Origin of the sequence: Oxynema aestuarii AP17 (genome assembly GCF_012295525.1) — a bacterium.
GTDB classification, from domain to species: Bacteria; Cyanobacteriota; Cyanobacteriia; order Cyanobacteriales; family Laspinemataceae; genus Oxynema; species Oxynema aestuarii.
The window spans coordinates 4,862,324-4,888,103 of the sequence record NZ_CP051167.1 but is presented as its reverse complement, the minus strand read 5'-3'; the positions used below and the strand labels follow the sequence as shown (position 1 = coordinate 4,888,103).

Annotated in this window: 21 protein-coding genes; 18 read left to right on the top strand and 3 right to left on the bottom strand. The window is 45.0% G+C overall.

The window, feature by feature from the left end; translation table 11 throughout:
- Positions 1–39: 39 nt before the first annotated feature.
- On the bottom strand, positions 40–654 hold the full coding sequence (locus HCG48_RS19570) for a hypothetical protein (protein WP_246259646.1): 615 nt from the start codon (positions 652–654) through the stop codon (positions 40–42).
- Positions 655–688: 34 nt separating this feature from the next.
- Here HCG48_RS19570 and HCG48_RS19565 point away from each other — a divergent pair, with 34 nt between their 5' ends.
- Together HCG48_RS19565 and rpoD are read left to right on the top strand one after the other, a co-directional pair.
- Positions 689–1,411: a polysaccharide deacetylase family protein gene (locus HCG48_RS19565; RefSeq protein ID WP_168570663.1), complete on the top strand. Its 723-nt coding sequence runs from the start codon at positions 689–691 to the stop codon at positions 1,409–1,411.
- Positions 1,412–2,659: 1,248 nt separating this feature from the next.
- Positions 2,660–3,832 carry an RNA polymerase sigma factor RpoD gene (rpoD, locus tag HCG48_RS19560; RefSeq protein WP_168570662.1) on the top strand — a complete coding sequence of 391 codons (1,173 nt, stop codon included), beginning with the start codon at positions 2,660–2,662 and terminating at the stop codon, positions 3,830–3,832.
- Between the two features lie 211 nt (positions 3,833–4,043).
- On the opposite strand, the gene HCG48_RS19555 is transcribed toward rpoD, so the two are convergent.
- Both HCG48_RS19555 and HCG48_RS19550 read right to left on the bottom strand, forming a co-directional pair.
- The gene (locus HCG48_RS19555) at positions 4,044–4,196 is read right to left on the bottom strand and encodes a CAB/ELIP/HLIP family chlorophyll-binding protein (protein ID WP_168570661.1); all 153 of its coding nucleotides are present in this window, start codon (positions 4,194–4,196) and stop codon (positions 4,044–4,046) included.
- Between the two features lie 200 nt (positions 4,197–4,396).
- Positions 4,397–5,662 carry an ABC transporter ATP-binding protein gene (locus HCG48_RS19550; RefSeq protein WP_168570660.1) on the bottom strand — a complete coding sequence of 422 codons (1,266 nt, stop codon included), beginning with the start codon at positions 5,660–5,662 and terminating at the stop codon, positions 4,397–4,399.
- A gap of 655 nt (positions 5,663–6,317) precedes the next feature.
- Between HCG48_RS19550 and HCG48_RS19545 the strand changes: the two genes are divergently transcribed.
- The 16 genes from HCG48_RS19545 (at position 6,318) to HCG48_RS19470 (ending at position 25,773) form a co-directional block, all read left to right on the top strand.
- Positions 6,318–8,585 (top strand): GumC family protein, encoded by a 2,268-nt coding sequence (locus HCG48_RS19545; protein WP_168570659.1) that lies wholly within the window; start codon positions 6,318–6,320, stop codon positions 8,583–8,585.
- A gap of 418 nt (positions 8,586–9,003) precedes the next feature.
- Entirely contained in the window at positions 9,004–11,238 is a 2,235-nt protein-coding gene (locus tag HCG48_RS19540; protein WP_168570658.1) for a GumC family protein, read from the top strand.
- A 142-nt stretch (positions 11,239–11,380) separates the two neighbouring features.
- Positions 11,381–12,349 carry a GDP-mannose 4,6-dehydratase gene (locus HCG48_RS19535; RefSeq protein WP_168570657.1) on the top strand — a complete coding sequence of 323 codons (969 nt, stop codon included), beginning with the start codon at positions 11,381–11,383 and terminating at the stop codon, positions 12,347–12,349.
- Between the two features lie 384 nt (positions 12,350–12,733).
- Positions 12,734–13,564, top strand: a complete 831-nt coding sequence (locus HCG48_RS19530) for an ABC transporter permease (RefSeq protein ID WP_168570656.1) — start codon at positions 12,734–12,736, stop codon at positions 13,562–13,564.
- A gap of 209 nt (positions 13,565–13,773) precedes the next feature.
- Positions 13,774–15,066, top strand: a complete 1,293-nt coding sequence (locus HCG48_RS19525) for an ABC transporter ATP-binding protein (protein WP_168570655.1) — start codon at positions 13,774–13,776, stop codon at positions 15,064–15,066.
- A gap of 7 nt (positions 15,067–15,073) precedes the next feature.
- Positions 15,074–15,802 carry an O-methyltransferase gene (locus tag HCG48_RS19520; protein ID WP_168570654.1) on the top strand — a complete coding sequence of 243 codons (729 nt, stop codon included), beginning with the start codon at positions 15,074–15,076 and terminating at the stop codon, positions 15,800–15,802.
- Positions 15,803–15,828: 26 nt separating this feature from the next.
- A complete protein-coding gene (locus HCG48_RS19515; RefSeq protein ID WP_168570653.1) occupies positions 15,829–16,494 on the top strand; it encodes an FkbM family methyltransferase in 666 nt (221 codons plus the stop codon).
- Between the two features lie 6 nt (positions 16,495–16,500).
- Positions 16,501–17,733: a CgeB family protein gene (locus tag HCG48_RS19510; protein ID WP_168570652.1), complete on the top strand. Its 1,233-nt coding sequence runs from the start codon at positions 16,501–16,503 to the stop codon at positions 17,731–17,733.
- Positions 17,734–17,749: 16 nt separating this feature from the next.
- A complete protein-coding gene (locus HCG48_RS19505; protein ID WP_168570651.1) occupies positions 17,750–18,442 on the top strand; it encodes a TylF/MycF/NovP-related O-methyltransferase in 693 nt (230 codons plus the stop codon).
- Positions 18,443–18,451: 9 nt separating this feature from the next.
- Positions 18,452–19,354 (top strand): class I SAM-dependent methyltransferase, encoded by a 903-nt coding sequence (locus HCG48_RS19500; protein ID WP_168570650.1) that lies wholly within the window; start codon positions 18,452–18,454, stop codon positions 19,352–19,354.
- A complete protein-coding gene (locus HCG48_RS19495) occupies positions 19,354–20,208 on the top strand; it encodes a class I SAM-dependent methyltransferase (protein WP_168570649.1) in 855 nt (284 codons plus the stop codon). The genes HCG48_RS19500 and HCG48_RS19495 overlap by 1 nt, the downstream gene beginning before the upstream one ends.
- Positions 20,205–21,434: a glycosyltransferase family 4 protein gene (locus HCG48_RS19490; RefSeq protein ID WP_168570648.1), complete on the top strand. Its 1,230-nt coding sequence runs from the start codon at positions 20,205–20,207 to the stop codon at positions 21,432–21,434. The genes HCG48_RS19495 and HCG48_RS19490 overlap by 4 nt, the downstream gene beginning before the upstream one ends.
- 272 nt (positions 21,435–21,706) lie before the next feature.
- Positions 21,707–22,480, top strand: coding sequence for a class I SAM-dependent methyltransferase (locus HCG48_RS19485; RefSeq protein WP_168570647.1), 774 nt, complete (start codon positions 21,707–21,709; stop codon positions 22,478–22,480).
- 44 nt (positions 22,481–22,524) lie between these two features.
- Positions 22,525–23,397: a sulfotransferase family 2 domain-containing protein gene (locus HCG48_RS19480; protein WP_168570646.1), complete on the top strand. Its 873-nt coding sequence runs from the start codon at positions 22,525–22,527 to the stop codon at positions 23,395–23,397.
- A 236-nt stretch (positions 23,398–23,633) separates the two neighbouring features.
- A complete protein-coding gene (locus HCG48_RS19475) occupies positions 23,634–24,824 on the top strand; it encodes a glycosyltransferase family 4 protein (protein ID WP_246259644.1) in 1,191 nt (396 codons plus the stop codon).
- Positions 24,814–25,773 (top strand): class I SAM-dependent methyltransferase, encoded by a 960-nt coding sequence (locus HCG48_RS19470; protein ID WP_168570644.1) that lies wholly within the window; start codon positions 24,814–24,816, stop codon positions 25,771–25,773. Before HCG48_RS19475 ends, HCG48_RS19470 begins: the two co-directional genes overlap by 11 nt.
- The last annotated feature ends 7 nt before the right edge of the window (positions 25,774–25,780 follow it).

Genomic DNA, 25,780 nt, shown 5'->3' with positions numbered 1-25,780 from the left:
TAAGGCAGCAGAACGATCTCTGTTGACATCGAAACTGATTTATTGCGCTTCGGCGCGATCGACGCTCAGATCTCCGGCCCCCAAGGTGAATTTAACGGGTAAACCCTCGGGATAGGCTTTCGCGACTTCCCGATAAACTTGATAATTTGTGGGTTTGGTGACTTGACGGTTGCCGATTTGGTAGGTCAGTTGGTATTCGACATCTTTTAATAATTCTGGGGTTCCCGGTTTTTCGTTGACTTCGGCGGCGGCTTCGATTTGGTCAACGGTCGGTCGCGGCGGGAGGGCGGGCCACCACAAGCCGCGATCGTCGGGTCCGGTGACGGCGCCGGGAGGTTTCTCGCCGTTGTGATTGACTAAGGTGTTGGAGGCAAAGGTTTCGATGCGGCGGTCTTTACTGGCGACTGGGGTGGTGGTGTATTCGACTTTCCAGGTGTAGGTGACGGTGGCGGTGGCGTCGTAGCGTTCGGTGATAATACTGTTACAGCCGACGAGGGTGGTGGCGATCGCCGCGCCGAGCAGTTGGGTGAAGCGTTTGAAGGCTTGAGGTCGGCTTTGGCTTAGCCTGTCGCCGCCCGCTCTCGTTCGAGATGCTCTTTCAAAGACGCTTTGCGAACGGTTCGACTGTTGGCTGTTGGTCGCTCGGGTTATCATACAGAACTCTTGAATCAATCTTAAAAATCCTTCGATGCAATTCGCGCCCCTGTACCCTATTTTATACCGCGTCCTCAAACCCTGTTTCCCCGGGTGTTTGTGGTCGGCGCCGACGGAGAGAACCGCTACAGATCGCTCTTCGAGTGTGGCGCTGACGTTTGACGACGGTCCCCATCCCGAATACACTCCGGCGTTGCTCGAAGAGCTCGACTCCCTAGCGGTTCCGGCCACTTTTTTCTGTCTGGGGCGATCGGTCAGCCGTCATCCCCAATGGGTGCGGGCCATTGACAGAGGCGGTCACGGTTTGGGCTTGCACGGCTACGAACACCGCTCGTTCCCGAGCTTGGGTCGCGATCGCCTCCAGGAGAGTTTGGCTCGCACTCGCTCGGCGATCGCCCGCGCTTGCGGATGGGATCTAGAGCAGGTCGCACGGCGAGTGCGCGACGTGCGCCCCCCCAACGGGGTGTTTACGCCGCAGGTCTTGCGTTGGCTGCGCGAGTGGAATTATCGTCCGGTGATGTGGAGTGTGGTTCCCGAAGATTGGTGCGAACCGGGGGTGAGTGTGGTGGTCGAGCGGGTTTTAGCTCAGGTGACGGACGGATCGGTAATCGTGCTGCACGACGGCTATTATGGCGGTCGCGACGTGGTGGCGACGGTCGCCGCATTGGTTCCCCAATTGCGCGATCGCGGTTACCAATTTTGCCTAATAGATGAGTTTTGGTCGCGCTGGGAAACTGCCCGCGATCGCCGGAGTTAGAGTTTAGAGCGCTCTCGACCGGGAAAGAGGCGATCGCTGTGGGAAGATCGCGTCATTTTCCCCTCCCATGCGATTTTACGGCCCATTAGATCCGCTAACCTGTGTGTCTAGTGTACTAATCGGATTGTTAATCTGGTTCGAGGTTGGGGAATGTTAAGTTATGAAATCATCCCCCTGTCATCTCTAGAGTAGATTGACTAGAATAGCGGAGTGTACACTCATGTTCGTGCAAGCCAATTGTCTTTAAAACTTCAATAACTCCGATTGCGTTCCGCCGAGAACGTAAGTTGACTGAAGATGAGCCAGCCCGATCTATTTTCACATCGGACCCCAGCCCGGTCCACAACGGGGATTGTGGACAGGTCGCCGATCGCATGAGTACAAGAACCACTGAAATATGACCGTCAACAGTCAATCGATCTCCACTGATGCGGCGATCGTTCTTGCAGGCAATATGAGTTTGCTAAAATCTCAAACTAAATTGGAGTAAATCGACAGGATCGGAATCTGAATCGAATCTCTATCTTCATTCCTCCAGGTTAAAGGCCACACTGGACAAGGTGATGGCCTCTGGCGTGACAGTTAACTTATCGAGGAACATCGAATCACAATGGGTGCATTAACACAAATACGATTTTCGAGAGGCAGTCCACTGACTAAATTGACCGAAAGCGGTTCGAGTTATCCGCGCATAACTCGATTCGATGGCTTCGCTAAGATGGTAATTGAGTGATTATGCCGAGCGGTAAATTCAAGCATTGTGGTGGATGGGTGAAGCGCTCAGATGATTTCAATGTAGAAAATTTGGAAATCTCTGCCTTGCGTCCAATCCCGAGGGTAGGGGTTAACAGGGGAAACGAACGTGCAATATTTGTGAAAAAGGCTACAATCGGAAAAGTCTTTGCGCGATCGCACTAAGCAGATACCGAGAACGCCCTTCTCTTAACCCGTTCTTTTGTTGGGAATTAATGGATCGAATTGAGTCGTCCCATCTGTTGCTCCCCGCTTCCAGACAAGTTCTCAAGTGGGTGTAACCGAGACGATTCGCGTCGGACGCGCTACTCCGGAACGCTCCGGAACCGCCGCGCCGGGTCGATCGCCTTGCCTGTCAGTTGTCAAAGCTCTCAAAGCTAACCCTTTTTTAAGGGACTGAAAAGGAGGCGCGATCGGCTAAAGTTTTAAACCCATTGCCCAACTAAATTTATCCAGTTAGTTGATTGTTTCATAAAGGAGCACGAGGAACGCGGCATGACCCAGGCAAATAACGTACTAGCACCCATTGAAAAGTCCAAAATCGGACAAATTAGTCAATCTCAAAATGAGGTAGACTTGCTCATCGATCAATCGGAAGAAGATTTGGCGGACGACCGCGCCGAAGAAGTGGAAGGCTCGATCGAGGATTTGGACAACCAAGCTGCGGAGAAAGCGGACAAGCTTCGAGCAGCTCGTCGGCGCAATCAAGCCAAGAAAAAGCACTATACCGAAGACTCTATTCGCCTCTACTTACAAGAAATCGGTCGGATTCGTCTGCTGCGCGCGGATGAAGAAATCGAGCTGGCTCGCAAAATCGCCGATTTACTCGAATTAGAGCGCATTCGCGAGAAACTCTACGACGACCTCGATCGCGAACCGAACGATAAAGAATGGGCCGAGGCGGTCGATATGCCTTTACCCGCTTTTCGCAGTCGACTGCATTTGGGACGACGGGCCAAGGACAAGATGGTTCAGTCCAATTTGCGTCTGGTGGTTTCGATCGCCAAAAAATACATGAATCGCGGCTTGTCTTTCCAAGATTTGATTCAAGAAGGTAGTCTCGGTTTGATTCGTGCTGCCGAAAAGTTCGACCACGAAAAAGGTTATAAGTTTTCTACCTATGCGACTTGGTGGATTCGTCAGGCGATTACCCGGGCGATCGCCGATCAATCTCGCACGATTCGCTTACCCGTTCACCTTTACGAAACGATCTCCCGGATCAAAAAAACCACCAAGCTTTTATCCCAAGAAATGGGTCGCAAGCCGACCGAAGAGGAAATCGCAACTCGCATGGAAATGACCATCGAAAAGTTGCGCTTTATTGCCAAGTCGGCCCAACTGCCAATTTCTCTGGAAACTCCGATCGGGAAAGAAGAAGATTCTCGTTTGGGCGATTTCATCGAGTCCGATGGCGAAACTCCCGAGGATCAGGTTTCTAAAAACCTGCTGCGCGAAGATCTCGAAAGTGTCCTCGATACCCTCAGCCCCCGGGAACGGGATGTCCTGCGACTGCGTTACGGTTTGGATGACGGGCGCATGAAAACTCTCGAAGAAATCGGCCAAATCTTCAACGTGACCCGCGAGCGCATTCGCCAAATCGAGGCGAAAGCATTGCGTAAGTTACGCCATCCCAATCGCAATAGTATTCTCAAAGAATATATTCGCTAACCCTCCGCGATCGAGCCTTCCGCTCGGCTCCGACGACACCACTAGGCTCGATCGCCGCATTTGCCGGGACATTTCCCGTGATTTAGACAATCGGGGCGATCGTGCATTCAGACTGAAGATTTTGATATAGAAAAAGGCTGGGAATTCCAATCGGGAACTCCCAGCTATTTTTATTCAGAGATTGACAGAGGTTGGGATGGAAAATTTAAAGCTATGTTAAACCGAGAAAGTGCAAGATCCCTTGACCGGACACGAACTCGACAATTAAAGCAGCTACGAAACCGAGCATGGCCAAACGTCCGTTCCAGTTCTCAGCTCCGGCAGAAAAGCCCCACTTCCAAGCATTACGGTTGTCGTTGTCCACGATCGCTTTACTCCTTTTTTGACTCGAATTTTGTTATTTGTAAATTAATGTAACAAGTATTTGCGAAAATGGCAAGGTTCTGCATGAGAGAAGGGAGGAGGCAAGAGGCAAAAGGCAAAACTGGGGAGTACAGGGGGATTCTGATGCCGACGGATTCGAGATCGCCCACTCCCTCAATCTAAAATCTAACAATCTAAAATCTACAACGGTTCCGAGATTTTCCTGGGATAGATAGCGGTTCCGGTACGAGAATCGAACAGGTGAATTTTTTCGGGGGCGATCGCCAACCAGATCGACTCGCCGGGAGTGACCAGCCAATCCGGTTCGACGCGAGCTTGAAGGGTTAAGGGGGGGTCTTCACCCGCGAGATGGACCGTGAGGTAGGTTTCGTGTCCGAGGGCTTCGACGAGATCGACGGTAACTTGAAGATTTTTGGTAGCCGCCGGACTGATGGTGAGATGTTCCGGACGAATGCCTAACATTAAGGTTTGACCGTCGAGTTTTTGTAACACATCGGCCCAATATTCGGGAAGGGTGAAGCGGAAGGCGTTGTGAACGACGAGTAAGGGAGCTTTGAACTGAACCGGGATAAAGTTCATCGGGGGGGAACCGATGAATTCGGCGACGAAGAGATTGGCGGGACGGTGATACAGTTCTAGGGGTCGGGCAATTTGTTGAATTTGTCCGTGATTCATGACGGCAATGCGATCGCCCATGGTCATGGCTTCAGTTTGATCGTGGGTGACGTAGATGGTGGTAATGCCGACCTGGCGCTGAAGTTGGACGATTTGGCTGCGGGTTTGCGCTCGCAGTTTGGCGTCTAAATTAGAAAGCGGTTCGTCCATCAAGAAAACTTGGGGGTCGCGGGCCATTGCCCGTCCGAGGGCGACGCGCTGCTTTTGACCGCCGGAGAGTTGTTTGGGGAGACGGTGCAGGAGGGATTCGATTTGGAGTAAGGCGGCGATCGCGCGGACTCGGCGGTCTACTTCCCGTTCGCGTTCGCTGAGATAGCGCAAGCCTTTGGGCAGCGATCGCGTTACACTGACCAAAGCTTCTTCCAACCAAGGGGGAACGGTGCGATGTTCCTGGGAGGAGTGATTTTCGGCGAGACGGGGATTGCGTCGCAAACCGAAAGCGAGGTTGTTGTAGACGTTGAGGTGGGGGTAAAGGGCGTAATTTTGGAAAACCATGGCAATATCGCGCGCTTTGGGGGGCAAGTCGTTGACGCGACGATCGCCGACCCAGATATTGCCCGCACTGAGTTCTTCCAATCCGGCGATCGAGCGCAATAAGGTACTTTTGCCGCATCCGGACGGACCGACCAAAACCATAAATTCACCATCCTCAACGGCGAAGTCGATCCGGCGCAACACCGCGCGATCGCCGCGAGGGTTGGCCGCGTCGTCGCGATCGCCGTGAGGCGTGCCGAAGCTTTTGTAAACGTTTTCTAAAACAACCCGTGCCACAATACCTGTCCTAATTTTGATTCAAAATTGATTTTGGCTGTATGAATTATACTCTTTGCGCTTTTAATTTTGAGATTGAAAATTATCTGGTTGTAATTTTTTAAACTCTAACCTTCTGGAAAATGTTTGAAGAGGGCGTTAACGCCTCGGGCGATCGATTACATTTTCAAGGAAAAATTTACGGGTTATTTTTGCAAGCAGAAAGAAGGAGAAGCAATTTAGTACGTCAAAAATAGCGGCGATCGCCAACCACAATCTCCGGGGAGAATCGAGGGAATGTTTTCCGGTTTACACCCCTGTTTTGCCCCCGAAATTCCGGAAAGGCGATCGGCTTTTGCGAATAAAATGGAACGACGATCGCCTTCGGGATCGTGTCAAGATTAACGATGTCTTTTTACTGGCTAAGAAAAGCTCGCGATCCGCGCCCTATGGATTCACTTTCGCGCGATCGTTCGTCCTAGTTTTCCGGACATCGAAAAGGTTTTAAGAAAAACTTAGCAGATCTTGCCCTCTTTTGAAATAATCCTCGATTCAACGGACTTTTAGAGAAAGGTTCGTCAGCTTGTCACGCATAAAAACAAGGGGGGCGATCGCGAAAATTTCGGGTAAAGGGAAGGTTCTTACCGTGGACAGTTCAATCGTACCCAATGCAGGGATGCCAGATCGTTTTGCCGGACTCGACCGGATGACCTTACCGGACGATAACAACGATCTTTCAGAAGTTTTAAGAATCCTGCGCAAACGCGCCGGATCTGCCGCCGCGATTGCGACTGCGGTATTTGCGGGGGTCGGACTGTCAACGGCGACTAAAACCCCCGAATATCAGTCAGAAACTCTAATTTTACTCGATAACGAAGCTTCGACGCCTCTGGTTCCCGGAGCGCCGGAGATCGCCACGCGCAAAGATCGCTCTACGGAAATTCAAATCCTCCAAAGTCATTCTTTAGTCGCCAAAGCGATCTCGCGCCTGGAAGATTCGACGAGTCAATTGTCGGTCAGCCAAGTGGTCAGACATTTGTCTATTCGACAAGCTGGGGAAGCCGACGTTTTGATCGTTTCTTATACCGATACGGATCCTTCGCGGGCCAAAGCGATTTTAGAAGCGCTCGGATCGACTTATGTGGACTACAGTTTAGAACGGCAACTGTCGCAAGCGACCAACGCGATCGATTTTATTGAAGAACAACTGCCCAAAGCGCAAGCAGAACTTAACGAAACGGCGCAAGCGATCCAAAAATTCCGGCAAGATTACGGGATCGTCGATCCGGAAAGTTATGCCAATCAAGTTTTAGAACAAAAACAATTATTAGAAAAAGACGGTCAACAACTCGAAATTTCTCTAAGTCGAACCCAGCGTCAGTATGCCGAACTGCGCCGCCAAATGGTTGCGGCGGGACAAAATCCGGATACGGCGTTGGTGAATTCAATGCTGGCGGAAGATTCGGTTTACCAACAACTCGCCAGTCAGCTCAAAGCGGTCGAAGCGAAGTATATGGAAGAACGCGCTCGTTTTCACGACACCCATCCGGTGGTGAAAAATTTGCAAATGCAGCGCGACAACTTGTTTAATTTATTGCAATATCGCTCGGCGCGGGTTCTCGGGGATGCGGTGAGTCAGGTGGATTTGTCCGACGTTGCGGGATACGGGGCGATCCAACAGGGTTTGGCGACGCAGTTGTTGCAGTTGGAAACGGAACTGGAGGCGCAAAGGAGCCAATTACAAGAGATCCGCAACGCACAGGGGAAAGTGGCGGTTCAATTCGAGCAAATTCCGCAATTGCAGCAGAGATATGCGGATTTGCAACGGGAGTTTCAGGTGAAGTCTCAGGCGGTCAATCGCTTTTTAGAGAAGTTGCAGGAGTTGCAAATTGCCGAAGCGCAAGAAACGGCGCCGTGGCGAATTTTGGAGCCGCCTTACCAACCTCAAAACCCAATTTCGCCGAATATCAGGCGGAATTTGCTGTTGGGGTTGATTGCGGGAGGATTGCTGGGTGTGGCGGCGGTGATTTTGCTGGAACGCACGGATCAGCGATTGCAGCGCGTGGACGAGGCGAAGGAACTGACCGGGTTACCGTCGTTGGGGGTGGTACCGAAGGTGAAAGTGCCGTTGGTGGAAGGATCGCGAATGGATGGCGATCGCTATCGGGCCCATGGTTCGCCATTTACGGAGGCGATCCGATCGCTGGCGTTGAATTTGCGCTATTTGGGGGCGAAAGATGAGGTGAAAACCTTAGCGCTGACGTCTTCGACGCCGAGTGAAGGGAAAAGTACGCTCACGTATAATTTGGCCCGATCGCTCGCCGAGTTGGGTCAGCGCGTGTTGATTGTGGATGCGGATATGCGCAAACCGACGATTCACGAGTTTATCAAGCAGACGAATGCGTTGGGGTTGAGCAGCGCGATCGCCACCGATCGCCCGTGGCGCAATTTGATTCAGAGCGATCGCTCGGGTAATCTCCACGTCTTGACTTCCGGGCCGATGCCGCCGAATCCGGTGGCGCTGTTGGAATCTCAGAAAATGCGGCAACTTCTGCACGAGTGGCGCCAAGCTTACGATTACGTGTTGATCGATACGCCGCCGATTTTGGGGGTGACCGACGCGCAAAGTGTGGCGGCGAATGTGGATCGCATGGTGTTGGTGGCGGCGATGGAGCGATCGACCCGTTCGTCGTTGGTGCAGACGATGGAAACGTTACGCCGCATTCAGTGTAAATTGGCGGGTCTGGTGGTCAATTTGGTCGATTCTACTCACGATGGCTATTACTATCATTCTTACTATACCTACTACCATCGCACGGATGACGAGGATCGCGGCAATGGCAACGGGAATGGGAAGGGTAACGGGAATGGTAACGGTCATAACGGTCACGGTTTGAACGGTCGTACCGAGCAGATTTTAAAAGATTTGCTCGATCGCTCTTGATCGATTCGGGGTTGGGGGCGAACGCCGGGAGCATCGAAAAAACGATTTTGTCCGTGACATCTTGAAACATTTACACCGGGCGATCGGGTCAGTAATGGTAGCTCGTCGCTCAAGCTGGGAATTGGAGGAAGGCGATCGCGGTTTTTCTTTTCTCAAAGTTTGTCCGGATTGTAGGGATCGTTCTTGTATCAGGGGGCAAAACGGAATGGTCTGGCAAGATCGGGGCAACTGGGGGTGAGAATCGTCGGCGATCGCGGGTTCTCTGTTATTAGCTGCATCGATCGAATTGGGGTGCGATCGGGTTTTTGTAGATCTTCAGCCTGAAACTTGTGTTTAAAACATATACCGTTATCTCCGATGTAGATGGCTTGAGTTTCGATTTTGAAAATTGTTTTGATAGAGATGTTTGTAGGTCATCATGCAAAATGCGATCGCCATCAATCCCATCCAAGATTATAAAAACGATACGGACTTCGTCGAACTCGGACGCACTCTAGTCAAACGCTGGAGTATTATCGCGATCGTCATGACTTCGGTGTTTGCGACCGTAGCCGTTTCTACCTTGCGAACTACACCGCAATATCGCTCGGAAACTTTAATTTTAGTAGACGATCGCTCGTCCGTTCCGGTCGTTCCCGGTCTCGAATCTCCCTATCCCGGTCCTCAGAAAGATCTTTCTACAGAAATTCAAATTTTACGCAGTCATGCCTTAGTCGCCAAGGCGATCGCCGCTTTAGGCGATACCGACAATCCCATCGGGGTCAAACAAGTGGCCAGTAATTTGTCAATTCATAAGGCGGGAGAAGCGGACGTTTTAATTGTTTCTTATACCGATACCGACCCCGCTAGAGCGAAGGCAATTCTCGACGTTTTGGGCAAAACTTATGTCGATTACAGCCTCGAACGACAAGTTTCTCAAGCGAGTAATGCTATCGGGTTTATTGAAGAACAACTACCTAAAGCACAACAAGAGTTAAGTGAATCGGCGTTGGCGATTCAAAGTTTTCGTCAAACTTACGGGATCGTCGATCCGGAAAGCTACGCCAATCAAGTTCTCGATATTAAACAATCTTTAGAAAAAGACGCGCAATCTTTAGAAATTACCTTAACCCGCAGCCAAAGACTCTATGCAGAACTGCGATCGCAGATGGTCGAGGCGGGTCAAAATCCCGATACGGCGTTAGTTCATTCATTACTGAGCCAAGATAGCGTTTATCAACAACTCGCCTCGGAATTAAAAGCCGTCGAAGCTCAATATACTCTCGAAGCCAGTCGGTTTTACGAAACCCATCCCGTGGTCAAAAATTTGGCCATTCAGCGCGACAATTTATTCCGACAATTGCAACAGCGCAGCCGACGGGTGTTAGGAGATGCCGTTGCTAAAGTCGATCTCGATGAGGTGACCGGATCCGGCGCAATTAAAGAAAGTCTGGCGACTCAGTTGCTGCAAGTGGAAACAGAAATGTCCGCCGGACTTTCTCAATTGGCGCGTATTCGTCAAGCTCAGCAAGATGTGGCTATTCAATTCGAGAATATCCCTCAGTTGCAGCAACGGTATGCCGAACTGCAACGAGAGTTTAAGGTGAAATCAGAGGCGTTCAATCGGTTTTTAGAAAAACTTCAGGAGTTGCAGATTGCCGAAGCACAAGAAACAGCCCCTTGGCGAGTTTTAGAACCGCCTTACGAACCGCAACTACCGATTTCGCCGAATGTCCGACGCAATTTGTTGTTAGGTCTCATTGCTGGGGGACTGCTGGGGGTGGCGGCGGCGATTTTGGTCGAACGCAGCGACCAACGGGTCAAACATGTGGACGAGGCGAAAGAATTGACGGGATTGCCTTCGTTGGGCATGATTCCGAAGGTGAGCTGTCCGTTAGTGTCTCAGAGGAAGGGGGAAGGGCGATCGCTTCCGAGTTACTACACGGAACCGTTTACGGAGGCGGTGCGTTCTTTAGCCCTGAATTTGCGCTATTTAGGCGCCGAGGACGAGGCGAAAACGTTGGCGCTGACTTCCGCGACCAGTGGGGAAGGGAAGAGTACGCTCACTTACAATTTAGGGCGGGTGTTGTCGGAGTTGGGTCAGCGCGTGTTAATCGTGGATGCGGATATGCGTAAACCGACGGTTCACGAGTTTATTAAACAGCCAAATGCGCTTGGGTTGAGTAGTGCGATCGCCACGGACCGCAATTGGTCCGATCTGATTCATCGTTCCGAGTCCGGTCGTTTGCATATTTTGACTTCGGGCCCGACGCCGCCGAATCCGGTGGCGTTACTCGAATCGCAGAAAATGACCCAAATGTTGACTCAGTGGCGTCAAGCTTACGATTATGTTTTAATCGATACGCCGCCAATTTTGGGGTTGAGCGATTCCCAAAGTATGGTGACGAAGGTGGATCGAGTGGTTTTGGTTTGCGCGATCGAACAGGCGAGTCGATCGTCTCTGATGCAGACGATGGAAACGTTACGGCACACGGGTTGTACGTTGGCTGGGGTGGTGATTAATATGGTCAAGTCGTCCCGGGATGGGTATTACTACAATTACTATTCGTATTACGAACACGACGATCGCACTAATGGCAAGGTTGAGGAACCATTCGAGGAGGCGATCGCGCGCACTCACTCGATGTTTGACGATTTTATGAATCGAGAGTGAGAAGATTTTTGATTTTTGATTGGGTCTGTTGCGTGGCGCAATGGTGATTTGGGATGTTCTCGACCGCACAGAAGCATGGGGTCATGCGCGCGATCGGCACTGCAAAAGCGCTACAGTGTAACTTTTGAGAAGGGTAAAAACGATGACAACCGCTTTGATTTGCGGGGTTTCCGGTCAAGATGGGGCTTATTTAGCGAAATTACTGCTCGATAAAGGGTATGAGGTTTGTGGGACTTCCCGCGACGCGCAAATGTCATCTTTTAGCAATTTGGTGCGTTTGGGGATTCGCGATCGGGTCAAATTGCTGTCGATGTCCCTGACCGATTTTCGCAGTGTTTTGCAAGTTTTGAATAAAACTCAACCCCACGAGATTTACAATCTCGCGGGTCAAAGTTCGGTCGGCTTGTCGTTCGATCAACCGGTGGAAACTCTCGACAGTATCGCTACCGGGACGATTAATTTACTCGAAGCGATTCGCTTTATTCAGGCGCCGATTAAGTTTTACAATGCCGGATCGAGTGAGTGTTTTGGCGATACGGGCGATCGTTCCGCCGACGAACTGACCGCCTTTCGTCCCCGCAGTCCCTACGCCGTCGCCAAAGCCGCCGCCTTCTGGGAAGTGGCCAACTATCGCGAAGCTTACGGACTGTTCGCCTGTTCCGGGATTCTCTTCAACCACGAATCTCCCCTGCGTCCCGAACGTTTCGTCACGCAGAAAATTGTGGCTGCTGCTTGCCGTATCGCTGCTGGAAGTCAGGAGAAACTTCATCTCGGGAATATTTCGATCAAACGGGATTGGGGTTGGGCGCCGGACTACGTACAGGCTATGCACTTGATGTTACAGCAAGACCAGCCGGACGATTACGTGATTGCGACCGGGGAAAGCAATCGGCTGCAAGATTTTGTCGCGACTGCCTTCGAGTGTGTCGGTTTAAATTGGCAAGATTGGGTGATTACGGATAAGAGTTTGTACCGTCCGACCGATATCGCCGTCGGTCGCGGTCATCCGGCCAAAGCCCGCGAATTTTTGGGCTGGCAAGCACAGTATAAGATGCACGATGTCGTGCGGATGATGGTGGAAGCCAAGCAAGCGCAGAATTTGACGGAATAATTGCTTGTTTTTTTATCTTTGAAGAAGGAATTTAAAGATTATGAAAATCTCCTGAAAGTGGAGATTTTTTTATTAGATTCCTGCTAAGGTTTTTCTAGAATTCGGGAACCCGAGGCGATCGGCTGCGTCTGGTAAACAGAATTAGCTGCGATCGATGGCGATATTTGTTTTTATTTTGAAGAAAATAAATATAGGCGATCGAAAAAAGACAAAATTTTTCCTGACGAAGCTAAAACCATTTGAAGAACTGAGAGATTGCCATCAATCCCTTATTTATACGAGGCAATTGAGTCAGTCTAACGAATTTAATTTTGGGTGCAGCAAAAATCATCATCAGGTCGTCAATTCTGTAACCAGAATTACAAAAATCAGCACCCATATTTTATGGTTAACAGCTCGACTGAATTAGTTATTGAAGCAGGCCGTACAGAACGCCAATACTGGCAAGACTTATGGCGCTATCGGGAGTTATTTTACTTCCTCGCATGGCGAGATATCCTCGTCCGGTACAAGCAAACCATCATCGGCATGGCTTGGGCCTTAATTCGCCCCTTCCTAACCATGGTGGTATTTACAATTGTGTTCGGTAAGCTAGCCAAACTCCCTTCCGAAGGCGCACCCTATCCCATTTTGGTATTTGCTGCAATGCTCCCTTGGCAGTTCTTTGCGAACGCACTGTCCGAATGCAGCAACAGCTTAATTACGAATGCCAATTTAATTTCTAAGGTGTACTTTCCCCGGTTAATTGTACCCGCCAGCGCCGTAGTTGTCAGCTTCGTCGATTTTATGATTTCCGGGATGATTTTGTTGGGGCTGATGGCTTGGTATGATTTTCTGCCAAGTTGGAGAGTTTTAACTTTACCTCTGTTTATTATTATTGCGGCAGCCGCAGCAATGGGTGCAGGTTTATGGTTGGCAGCCCTCAACGTAAAATACCGCGATTTTCGCTACATCGTTCCCTTTATCGTCCAGTTTGGGCTGTACATTTCCCCCGTAGGTTTTAGCAGTACCGTCGTCCCCGAACGCTGGCGATTGCTTTATTCCCTCAATCCAATGGTCGGCGTCATTGATGGCTTCCGTTGGGCCATTTTAGGTGGTGAAACAAAATTATCCTGGCCGGAGTTCAGTTTTTCAGTAGGATTAGTTGCCCTATTATTTGTCAGTGGCATCTGGTACTTCCGCAAGATGGAACGCACCTTTGCCGATGTCATTTAATCAACATAATTTTACGAAACAGGATCCTTATGACTCCTCTTACAATTTTCAACGTTTTTATTGACTGAAACGAAATTTTCACAACTATCCCAAACACTCCTCATTTAAGACAGCCAATACATATCTATAAAATTTTGATTTTCTGCGATCGTTTCTTCCCGATGGAATAGCTCAGTTAGGGTCTAAATAGTTAGTAACTTTTCTGAAGTATGTCAGATCCAATCATTCAGGTTGAAAACCTGGGTAAAAAATACATCATCGGTCACCAAAAGCAAGAACGCTATACAGCGCTGCGGGATGTCATAGCAAATGGGGCTAAGTCTGTAGGACAGAAGCTGCTTACGCCTATGGGTAAAAAGGTATCTGACCCAACTGTTGAGGAGTTCTGGGCGCTGAAAGATGTATCCTTTGAGATTAAGCAGGGTGACAGAGTTGGGATTATTGGGCGCAATGGGGCTGGCAAATCGACGCTTTTAAAGATTTTGAGCCGGATTACAGAACCCACCACAGGCCGTATTTCTATTAAGGGAAGAGTCGCCAGTTTATTGGAAGTCGGAACAGGTTTTCACCCAGAGTTGACGGGTAGAGAGAATATTTATCTCAATGGTGCAATTTTGGGGATGAGCAAGGTAGAAATTAAGCGAAAGTTTGATGAGATTGTTGCATTTGCCGAAGTTGAAAAGTTTTTAGATACTCCGGTTAAGCGCTATTCTTCCGGTATGTATGTACGGCTCGCGTTTGCTGTGGCGGCGCATTTAGAGCCGGAGATTTTGATTGTAGATGAAGTATTAGCTGTGGGGGATGCTCAGTTTCAGAAGAAGTGTTTGGGAAAGATGGAGGATGTGGGAAAAGAGGGACGAACAGTTTTATTTGTGAGTCACCAAATGGCAGCAATACAGAATTTATGCCAAAAGGCAATTTGGCTCAATCAGGGAGAGGTTATTACGGAAGATAAAACAGATATTGTTATTGGAAAATATCTCAAGGATTCTGCAAAGCTGCCACAGTTTTCACTAGCTGAACGAAAAGATAGAAAAGGAACAGGCGTAATTAAATTTACTTCCTTTCAACTTCAAAATAATTTGAGAGAAAGTCTTAGGTCACTTTGCAGTGGACAATCTGTAAGGTTTATATTTTATTTTGAAAATTCCACTGGTCAAGATTTGAAAAATTTACATCTTGGTATAGGAATTGACAATCAAATTGGTGAGCGAATTACGGTATTAAGTAATGAAGTTACAGGTGAAATTTTCTCATCTGTTTCATCAAATATCAAAAGTATTGAAATATATATTAAGCGACTGCCTCTAACGCCAGGAAGGTATGGACTTACAATTTATTCGGCAATCAATGGTGTAGTAGCTGACTGGATTCAAAATGCTGGTTTTTTTGATGTCGAATCAGGTGATTACTATGGTAGAGGTAAAATACCACCTTCGGGACAAGGTAATTTTCTAATTGATTACAATTTTCAACTTACAATAGCAGAGCTAAGTAATTAATAGTTTTATGGATTTAAAAACACTTAGAATTTACTTTAAAGAAGTTAACAAGTTCAGAAGAGAATACCCCCAAAATTTTAATATTTGGACTCTAATAAAGTTTTACCCCGCTTGGCGGCGTAGCTTGAATGAGAAATCAAGTTCTATAACTGATGAGCGACCTTGGATGACCTTCACTGCTATTGAATTTCTTGAGAAGTTTCTCACAGCAGACATGAAAGTGTACGAATATGGTTCTGGTGGTTCTACACTATTTTTTGCTAAGCGAGTTAAAGAAGTGATCTCTGTAGAACATGACAAAAATTGGAGCGAAAAAATCACCAAAGAACTAAAAAATCATGACTATAATAATTGGCATATTCATTTAATAAAAGCTGTGCCAGATCGATCATTGTTGGGTGAAAAAGAATTAGATCCCAACAACTATCTTTCTAGTGTAAATACATTATCTTGTTACTCTTTTAAAGATTATGCAGAAAGCATAGAGCAATATCCTAATCAGTATTTTGACTTGGTCGTGATAGATGGTAGAGCTAGATGCTCCTGCTTTAAACATGCTGTAAATAAGGTCAAAAAATCAGGTCTATTAGTATTGGATAATGCTGAAAGAAGCAACTATAATTACATTCATGCTTCTCTAAATAATGGCAACTGGATAAAACATAATTTTTATGGAGCGGGACCATATAATCATTATTTTTGGCAAACCTGTGTTTGGCAAAAAGTTGACCTATAACCGTAAAATACTGTTAGTAAATTAACATGAATAAACTCTTGAGAAAATTTCAATCAATTACTACCAAAAAGTCATTTGCTCTTAAACAACTCGATTTTAAATTAGACTCATACTTAAAATTAAGGCGTGGTTTTTTTATCGAGGCTGGTGCAAATGATGGAATCAGTCAGAGCAACACCTTATATTTTGAGAAGTACAAAAACTGGAAAGGACTGCTGATTGAGGCAATTCCTGAGCTAGCTGAAAAATGTAGAATTAATAGACCAAGGTGTATTGTTGAGAATTGTGCATTAGTACCTTTTGACTTTAATGAAAGTTACATAGAGATGAATTTCTGTAATCTTATGTCCGTTGTTAAAGGTGCTATGAAGTCTCAAGAAGAAGAACTGAAGCACCTTAAAAAAGGTTGCGAGATTCAACAAGTGACATCTTACAATATAAAGGTACCAGCAAATACACTTACTACAATTCTTAGCAAGCATTCAATTCAGAATATTGATTTTTTATCCTTGGATGTAGAAGGCTTTGAGCTTAGTGTTCTTAAAGGTATTGATTTTGAAAAGTATCAACCAACTTGGATGCTGATAGAGGCGCGTTATAAAGATGAAATAGATGCATTCCTGAAACCACTCTATGAGCCAGTTGCAGAATTATCTCATCATGATGTTTTGTATAAAAAACGTAAACTTTGATAAGCAATGCGCATAATTCGTATCACTACTAACTATCCCTCCTACTTAAAACAGTTCTACGCTAAACGCCCTGAACTGAAAGAGAAAAGCTATGACATGCAGTACGAAGCCCTAATGGCAGATTGCTATGGATGGGCAGATTTCTGGACTCATGCGTTTGGCAAACTAGGGTACGAGGTTTGGGAACCCGTTGGCAATGCAGAACCGATGCAGAAGGCTTGGGCAAGAGAAAAAGGAGTAAGTTACGACGAAAAAAACTGGTTGACTGATATTATCACTGCTCAAGTCAAGCACTTTCAACCTGATATTATTTTTGCTAATGATTACTCAACCTATAGTGCTGAGTTTTTTCATCATCTCCGCAGCGAGTGTCCCTCAATCCAATTGGTGATGGGATGGTGTGGCGCTCCCTACTCAGATGCCAGCGTTTTCAAGGCATACGACTTAGTACTGTCGAATATCCCTAATCTTATATCGCACTTTCGAGAAAACGGTCATCAGTGTGAATACATGCGTCATGCTTTTGAACCAAGAATACTAGATAAACTCAACCAAAATTCAACACAACTAACTACTTTTTCCTTTGTTGGCTCTGTTAATAAAGGTTCAGGCTTTCATAACCAACGGGAACAGCTCTTAAAAAAACTAGTTCAAGAAACTGAGTTACAAATCTGGTCAGATCTCCGCCAACCTTCAACTCAAGAACTGCAACTTTTGCCCCTGAAGCAAAAAGTGTATGACATAGTTAAAGCTGCTAAATCCGTTCCAGGAGGTCAATCTTTAGTCACTACCCTTCCCAAAATTAGGAACTATGCAAAGCTAGAGTATCGTCCAGACTTATCTCAGTATGTTGATACTGCTATTGCTGCGCGTTCTTATCCAGCTCTATTTAGTCTCTCTATGTACAAAAAACTCCGTGAGTCACAGATAACTTTAAATACTCATATTGATACCTCAGCTCAGTATGCTTCCAATATGCGACTTTATGAAGCAACAGGGGTTGGAACCTGTCTTTTGACGGACTGGAAACAAAACTTGCATGAAGTATTTGAACCAGATGTTGAAGTGGTCACTTACCGCAGTGCAGAAGAAGCTATTGAGAAATTTCGTTACCTTTTAGCTCATGATGATGAGCGACGCAAGATTGCTACAGCAGGACAGTGCAGGACTTTACGAAGTCACACTTTTGATGTTCGAGCCCAACAATTACATAGACGAATCCAGAAAACCTTACACTGAGCAACAAGGAACTAAAATGCCAACATTAAACTGGCTCAAAAGAGAAATATTAAAACCTAAGCTACAAAGTAAACTCCCAACCAATCAAAGTGGAGCTATTATAAGGAAAGCAAAGCCTTATACAATGTCTAGTCCAGATAGAATAGAGAATTTAATCAATCTTGCTAATTTTGTGAATTTTAAGTCAGTAGAAGGTGACTTTGTAGAGTGTGGAACTTACAAGGGAGGAACTGCTGCTGTCCTGTCAAAGTATATGGGAAAAAATAGACATTTATGGTTGTATGACAGCTTTGAGGGTATGCCAAGTACTACAGATAAAGATGGTGAAGAAGCTAAAAAATGGATTGGAGAATGTGTTGGCTCAGTTGAAGATGTTAGAGAAGCAATGAAATTATTCTCTACTAGTAAGGAGTATTACACTATTAAGAAAGGATGGTTTGAGCAAACTTTTCGTGAGCAGCTGCCCAAAAAAGTTGCACTCCTACACTGTGATGCCGATTGGTATAATTCCGTAACTTTAGTTTTAGATACATTTTATCAGTTAATACCTGAAGGTGGGTGTATAGTCCTTGATGATTTTGGATATTGGGAGGGTTGCAGAGAAGCATTCTATGATTTTTGTATTAGAAATAATGAGAAACCACTGCTGGAAAGAGTAGGAAGTACTCAGGCATTTTGGATAAAAGGTAAGTTAAATAATAGAAGTTAACGAAAACTTATGTTCATGAGTCCTTTAACAGGTTCTAATAATGTGACTCTGCTGAGGACAATCGAAGCGGAGCAACTAATTCAAAATTGGCAAGATAGCTTTCAGATAGACATTACTGACGAAATTAATAATTACCAGAATATTTATCTCTATCAATGTAATGAGACTCAGTTAAAATTTTTTGCACCGTTTGATATTGCTGCTTCTGACAACATTTACGTAAAACTACAAAATTTTGACTGGTATTACATGCCTGATAAGTGGGAATACACAGTCGCATTACGAGACTTATCAGAATGTCAGAATATTATCGAAATAGGCGCTGGTTCTGGTCATTTTGTGAAGTCAGTAATAGATGCTGGTTTAAATATAAAAGGAATTGAACTTAATGAAGCTGCTGTTACTGCTGCACAGAAAAAAAATCTTCCGGTAGAGCGTCTTGATTTAAAAGAGGCTTCACAATTATATTGGGAATTATTGGATGGTGTATGCAGCTTTCAGGTACTTGAACATGTACCTAATTCCAAGGAGTTTATTGGCTGGTCAATTCAAATGTTAAAGCCAGGAGGAAAGCTAATTTATTGCGTTCCAAATTCAGAAAGCTTCCTAAAATATCAAGACAACTTGCTAGATATGCCTCCACACCATATGCTTTTGTGGTCTAAGGAGTCTTTCAAAGCACTTGAGAAATTATTCCCTATCAAGCTAGAAAAAGTTATTTATGAGCCACTAGCTCCCTATCATGTATCAAGCTATATAGGTGCTTATAGTAGTCATTTCCGTTCGGCTTCTCCTTTAGGTAAGTTACTTTTCAATCGCCACACTCTTCCTTTCTATCAAAAATGTCTTAGTCTTGGTTTGAGAAAGCTTTTGAATGGTCAGAGCTTGTATGTGAAATTTTGTAAGGTCTGATGAAATATCTTAACCTCGGTTGTGGTCGCCGTTTCCATTCCGACTGGACTAACGTTGATTTTACTTCAACTGGCGAGGGTGTTATTGCCCACAACCTGACTCAAGGACTTCCTTTTCCTGATAGTTCATTTGATGTCATCTATCACTCCCATGTATTAGAACACTTTACTAAAAACACAGCTGAATCATTTCTCAGTGAATGCTGTCGTGTCTTGCGTTCTCAAGGTATATTGCGAGTAGTTGTTCCGGATTTGGAGCAGATAGCTAAAATTTATTTAGTAGCACTTGAAAAAGTGAATGCTGGTTTTAAAGAATGGGCTGCTAACTATGAGTGGATTTTATTAGAAATGTACGATCAGACAGTGAGAAACAACTCTGGAGGAGAAATGGGGGCGTATCTTTTGCAAGAAGATATACCTAATGAAGAATTTGTCCTAAAGCGCTATGGCATCGAAGCAAAAAACTTGATAGAAGCTGGGCGTCAACACCAACAAACACCTCAGTCTTCACTTGTGTTCGAGAGTCAACCCAAGGGCTTATTGAAGCAGATTTACCGCTTTCTCCGCAATCCGGACTATCGCCGAGAGTTTCTACTCAAAACCTTATTAGGCAATGAATACAATGCCTTACAAATTGGACGCTTTCGCCAAAGTGGTGAAGTACACCAGTGGATGTATGACCGTCACTCATTATCGATTCTCTTAGAAAAATGCGGTCTAGAAAATATCGTTCAGCGCTCAGCTACCGAGAGCTACATACCAAACTGGACTAGTTTCAATCTCGATACAGAACCAGATGGCACAGTTTACAAGCCCGACTCACTGTTCATGGAAGCCATTAAATTAACTATATGAATGTTCTGCATATCAATCAATCTGATATTATTGGCGGAGCAGCGATCGCAGGCTATCGGCTGCATCAAGGCTTACTGGATCTAGGCATTGACTCGCGCTTGTTAGTAGGGAGAGTCAAAAACAGCAGCAAACGGGTGGCTGCTTTCCCCCGCGAGCGCTCCCTAGATCGTCAACTTTATCGTTTCACTAGACGTCTTGGCCTTAACTATATCAACATCGTTAGTAGCTTCGCGATTGTCCAGCATCCCTTCTACAAAGATGCAGAGGTTCTCAACCTTCATAACCTCCATACGGGTCATTTTGGCTACTTTAACTACCTGGCTATTCCCTCTCTAACTGAAAGTAAACCTGCTATCTTGACTCTCCATGATATGTGGAGTTTTACTGGGCATTGTGCCTACAGCTATGACTGCGATCGCTGGAAAATTGGCTGTGGTAAATGTCCTTACCTCGATACCTACCCATCTGTTGATAGAGATAATACCCGCCTAGAGTGGAAACTAAAAAACTGGGTCTATAGCCGCTCGAACTTAACTATCGTCACTCCCAGCATTTGGCTAACTGAACAAGCAAAACAAAGTATACTAAACTGCTTGCCCATTCATCACATTCCTTATGGTATCGACACGAAAATCTATGAACCCCTCGACCCAGAACAGTGCCGCTCCCTGCTTGATATACCAACTGCTAAAAATGTTCTGATGTTTGGAGCTGAGAGTCTGAAAGATTCTCGTAAGGGTGGCGATCTGCTGCTGAAGGCGCTTTCTAGCTTACCGGCATCCCTGAAAGCGGAAACCGTGCTGCTTACCTTTGGTGATGGCGGTGAATCAATTTTTGAGGCAGTTGGAATAGCTACACTCAATCTGGGCTACATCAGTAACGATCGCCTAAAAGCAATTGCCTATTCTGCTGCTGACTTATTTATTTTCCCGACCCGTGCCGATAATCTACCACTAGTGCTGCAAGAGAGCATTGCCTGTGGTACGCCAATAGTTTCCTTCAAAGTTGGTGGTGTTCCGGATCTGGTGCGACCTGGCGTTACCGGCTACTTAGCATTACCGGAGGATGCCCAAGATTTCTGTAATGGTATTGTTCAGCTATTAGAAGATGAAACTCTGCGGGAGCGAATGGGTCAACAGTGTCGAGCGATCGCTCTAGAGGAATACTCGCTGGAACTACAGGCAAAAGCCTACGTCGAGTTATATCATCAGGTGTTGCAAAACTAGAGTGCGTTAGTACAGCAGGGAGTTAACCTTTGATTCGTCAGAGTCGGTTGGAGCAAGCAGCGCGACATTTGTATCACTAAGGATTAGAAAAAATAGCGATCGATCGCCATTTATATGATTCAGATAACAAAATGTTGTCATCCAGTAATGGAGTTGGGCGATCGCCCTTGCAGAATATCCCCGGGAACTTCAGGCATGTCAATATATAGAGCGATATCGTCGGCTGCTGCCAAATTCAAGCTAACTTTTCCCCAATCAACGCCCCCTGACTTATGATCCAGCAATTTAAGCAAAAACAAAATAATATACTACCAACAGTACCCTGCTCACATTCTGGATTACTTCCTCACCTTCCTCCTCCGCCATCCGGGAAAACTGGCTGGCCTACTCTTCCTACATCATTTCGAGATCGGTATCGTTGTCAGTGGCGTAAATTCGAAATTGAAGCGAAAATTGCCTGCGGAAAGATTCAAAGACAATTCATGCGACCTCCATTTCCAAAGTTGGCAAACGAAGAAATTAATTTACATTTAGGTTGTGGTTCCGTAAATCATCCAAAATTCATTAACATTGATGGGTTACCTGCACCACACATTCACTATATACGTCCAATAGATAATCTAGCTCCTTTCAAAGACAATAGCGTAAATTTGGTGTATGCTTGTCATTGTTTAGAACATTTCTCCCATCTCAAAGTTTCTGAGGTGCTAGCTGAGTGGTTACGAGTATTAAAGAAAGATGGTATTCTACGTCTTTCTGTCCCTGATTTTGACTTGTTACTAGATATTTACAAAGAAAACGGGAATGATATTAATACTATCCTTCTACCACTAATGGGAGGTCAAAACTACAAGTTCAATTTTAATATGATATTATTCAATTTCTCAAGTCTAGAATCACTTCTAAAAAAGACTGGATTTAGGCAAGTTGAAAAATGGCAACCAGGAGCTTGTGAACTTACTACATTAGATGATTGGTCTAATCGTAAAATTTTAATTAATGGTAAATACTACCCCGTAAGTCTGAATATTCAAGCAATTAAATAATCCCCCTAAAAAATATTTAAAATTTAGGATATTAACGAGATCATATGAATTACAAACAAGAAAAAACATTGTTTTTTTTGCATATACCAAAGGCAGCAGGAACTACCTTGAACGACATAATTACTCGTCAATATAAATCAGAATCAGTTTTTCAAACTAACCCGGTTAATATTCGAGAATCTAAGAATAAATTAATTAAGATGAGTGAGAGCGATAAAGAAAATTTTAAAGTCATTAAAGGACATATGGAATTTGGGTGGCACGAGTTTATACCTCAGGAGTTTACCTATATAACAATGTTAAGAGATCCAGTTGAAAGAGTGATTTCTCTTTACTACTATATTCTCAAAAATCCTCGTCATTACCTCTACAATATTGTAACAGAAAACCGAATGAGCTTGAGAGACTTACTCTCAAGCAGAATATCAGCTCAACTATCAAACGGTCAGACTAGAATATTGTCAGGAAGAGAAGAGTTAGTCCAAAAGCCACTTGCCGTTTTTGAGGAATGCCCTGCTGAATGGCTCGACAGTGCCAAGCAAAACCTAGATAAATATTTTGTGACTTTTGGCCTCACAGAAAAGTTTGACGAAAGTTTGATTTTATTCAAGCAGATTTTGGGATGGAAAATTCCATTTTATACAAGTAAAAATGTCAATAAACATCGTCTTTTTAAAAGTGAATTTTCGGTTCAAGACATCATTTTAATAGAAGAATACAATCGGTTGGATATTGAACTTTACAAATATGCAAAAAAGTTGTTTGAAGAACAAATTTATCGCCAACAGTCTGCAATTAAAACAGATTTACGAAGGTTTAGACAATTCAATCAAGTATATAGAGTTTACGCGAAATTCAGTAATTACTCTCGATCGGCGAAAAACAAAGTAAAGTCGATAATTAAAGATTGTGTATAACCTTGTCAGCCTTTGCTAAGCTTGTGATTAGCTGCACCACAAATGAATGGTTGGATTGCTGAAGTGGTACGCTAATCTTGAGCCGATCAAAGTTAGCTGAGCAAAGGGAATAGATATTAATGAAACCAACTATTCTAAAAAACACAGGTTATTAAACCTAGTAGTACACTCCTCTAATTTTTGTTAGGCATGAAACATATTGAAGCCTTGGAAGGAAGGTGAGTAATTTGAAGATTATGCTAATTTCTTCTGCAATTCCTCAAAATACAACTGCTGGCGAACTAATCCTTTATCGCCATTTGTCGCAAGTTCCTGAATTAAATCTGATAATCGCCACAGACAAGTATGCTTTTTCCTCGGATGAAGATCCTTTAGATATTCAAGTCAATCGATTCATAATCCGGCTTCAAAAAACTAGATTTTCACGTTTTGTTAATGATGTACATCAGTGCTTACATCCATTTTTCAATTACGATAAACTGCGGAAATCGATCGCCAAGCATAAACCTGATTTGATTTTGACTGTAGCTGAAGGTACATACTGGATAGCAGCTCAGCGGATGGCGCGAGAGTTTAATATCCCCTTGGTGAGTATCTTTCACGATTGGTGGCCTGACCTCGCTTATGTTCATTCTTGGGCAAGGAGAATTCTTGAAAACCGCTTTAAGCAGCTCTACCGGCAGAGCCAACTTGCCTTCTGTGTGAGTGAAGAAATGCGACAGTTGCTGGGAACGCACCCGAATGCACAATTGCTTTACCCCATTCCCGATCAATTAGTTGCAGCAGCAGAAACACATACACTATCAACTGGAAAACAGTTCAAGCTAGTGTATGCTGGAAGGCTTTCTGGCATCTCTGGACAAACAATTCAAGCCTTATGTACTTCTTTACAAGGCGTTACAGGATTGCAGTTGAAGTTATTTGGCCCCCAGCCTGATTGGTCAGATGCCTTTTTACAACCGCTCAAGGAGCAAGGCATTTATGGTGGATTTATTTCAAGGGACAGGCTCAGGCAAGAGTTCAATGCTGCAAGTGCTTTACTGGTTGCGATCCCTTTTGATGGATCCAACCGCCGATGGGCAGAGACAAGCTTTCCTTCAAAGTTGGTAGAGTACTGCAAGTTTCAGAAACCAATCATTATTTGGGGACCAGAATACTGTTCCGCTGTCCGTTGGGGGTGCAAGCACCAAGCGGTGTTGGTGGTAACTTCACCCTTGCTACAGGACTTAAAGAAAGCGGTCAAAGAACTCGCAAATCAACCCGAGGAGCAGAAGCGTCTTGGAAATAAAGCTTTAGAAATGGCACAAGGCATGTTCAACCCTGAAAAGATTCAACGGCATTTTGTTGAGAGCCTTTATCAATTAGCTAATCAAAAATTAGAGAAGACAACTTATTTCTGTGTTAAATTATTCAAAAATGTTACCTAAAACAATTAGTATTTCTATAGATCAATTCTTGCTAGCTACTTTTAATAAATTGCCGGTGCGCTTAGCGAAGAGAGTTCTTTGGTTACTACATAGTAACCCAACACTAGGAGACAAGTGGGGTTACTACATTCGTCAATTCCACTATTACGAACCATTGCCTGACTTTTCTGTTATCACTCGCAAACATGTTATTCAAAAACGATTATTAACTTGTATAGATTGGAATATAGAATATCAAATAGATCTAGCTAAAAGATTGATTGCTTATAGCGGAGAAATCAAACAAATAACTGAGAAAAAATTTAAAAGTTTACAGTTCGATTTTTTGAATGAAGTTTTTTTTGAATTAGATGCTGCCGTTTACTACTCGATTCTTAGAGAACTAAAACCATCGAAGGTAATAGAAGTCGGCTGTGGATATTCGACTCAGATCGCTGCTTTGGCGATCGCCATGAATCAGCAAGAAGGAAAAGCTGGCAAAATTATCTGTATCGAACCCTATCCTCAGCCAAGGTTAACAGAACCAAACCTTGATGTGGAACTAATCTCTGAAAAAGTTGAAGATATTGATTTGAGTTTTTTCGCACAGTTAGGTGCTGGTGACATTCTTTTCATTGATTCGACCCACACCGTCAAATTTGGCAGTGATGTATGTCGCGAAATTCTGGAAATTTTGCCAGCTATACCTAGTGGCGTTTGGATTCACTTTCATGACATATTTTCCCCCTACGACTATCCAGCGAAATGGCTCATTGAGGAGCGTAGGGCATGGAATGAGCAATATATGCTGGAGGCGTTTCTGGCCTACAATCACAGCTTCGAGGTCGTCTTAGCCAATCATTTGCTGTCGGTAGACTATCCGGAGGAAGCCGCTAAAATTTGGCCTGGAGTAAGCAAGTGGAAAGACCCCTATCACCATTGTGGCAGTCTGTGGCTCCGCAAAAAGTAGCTATGAT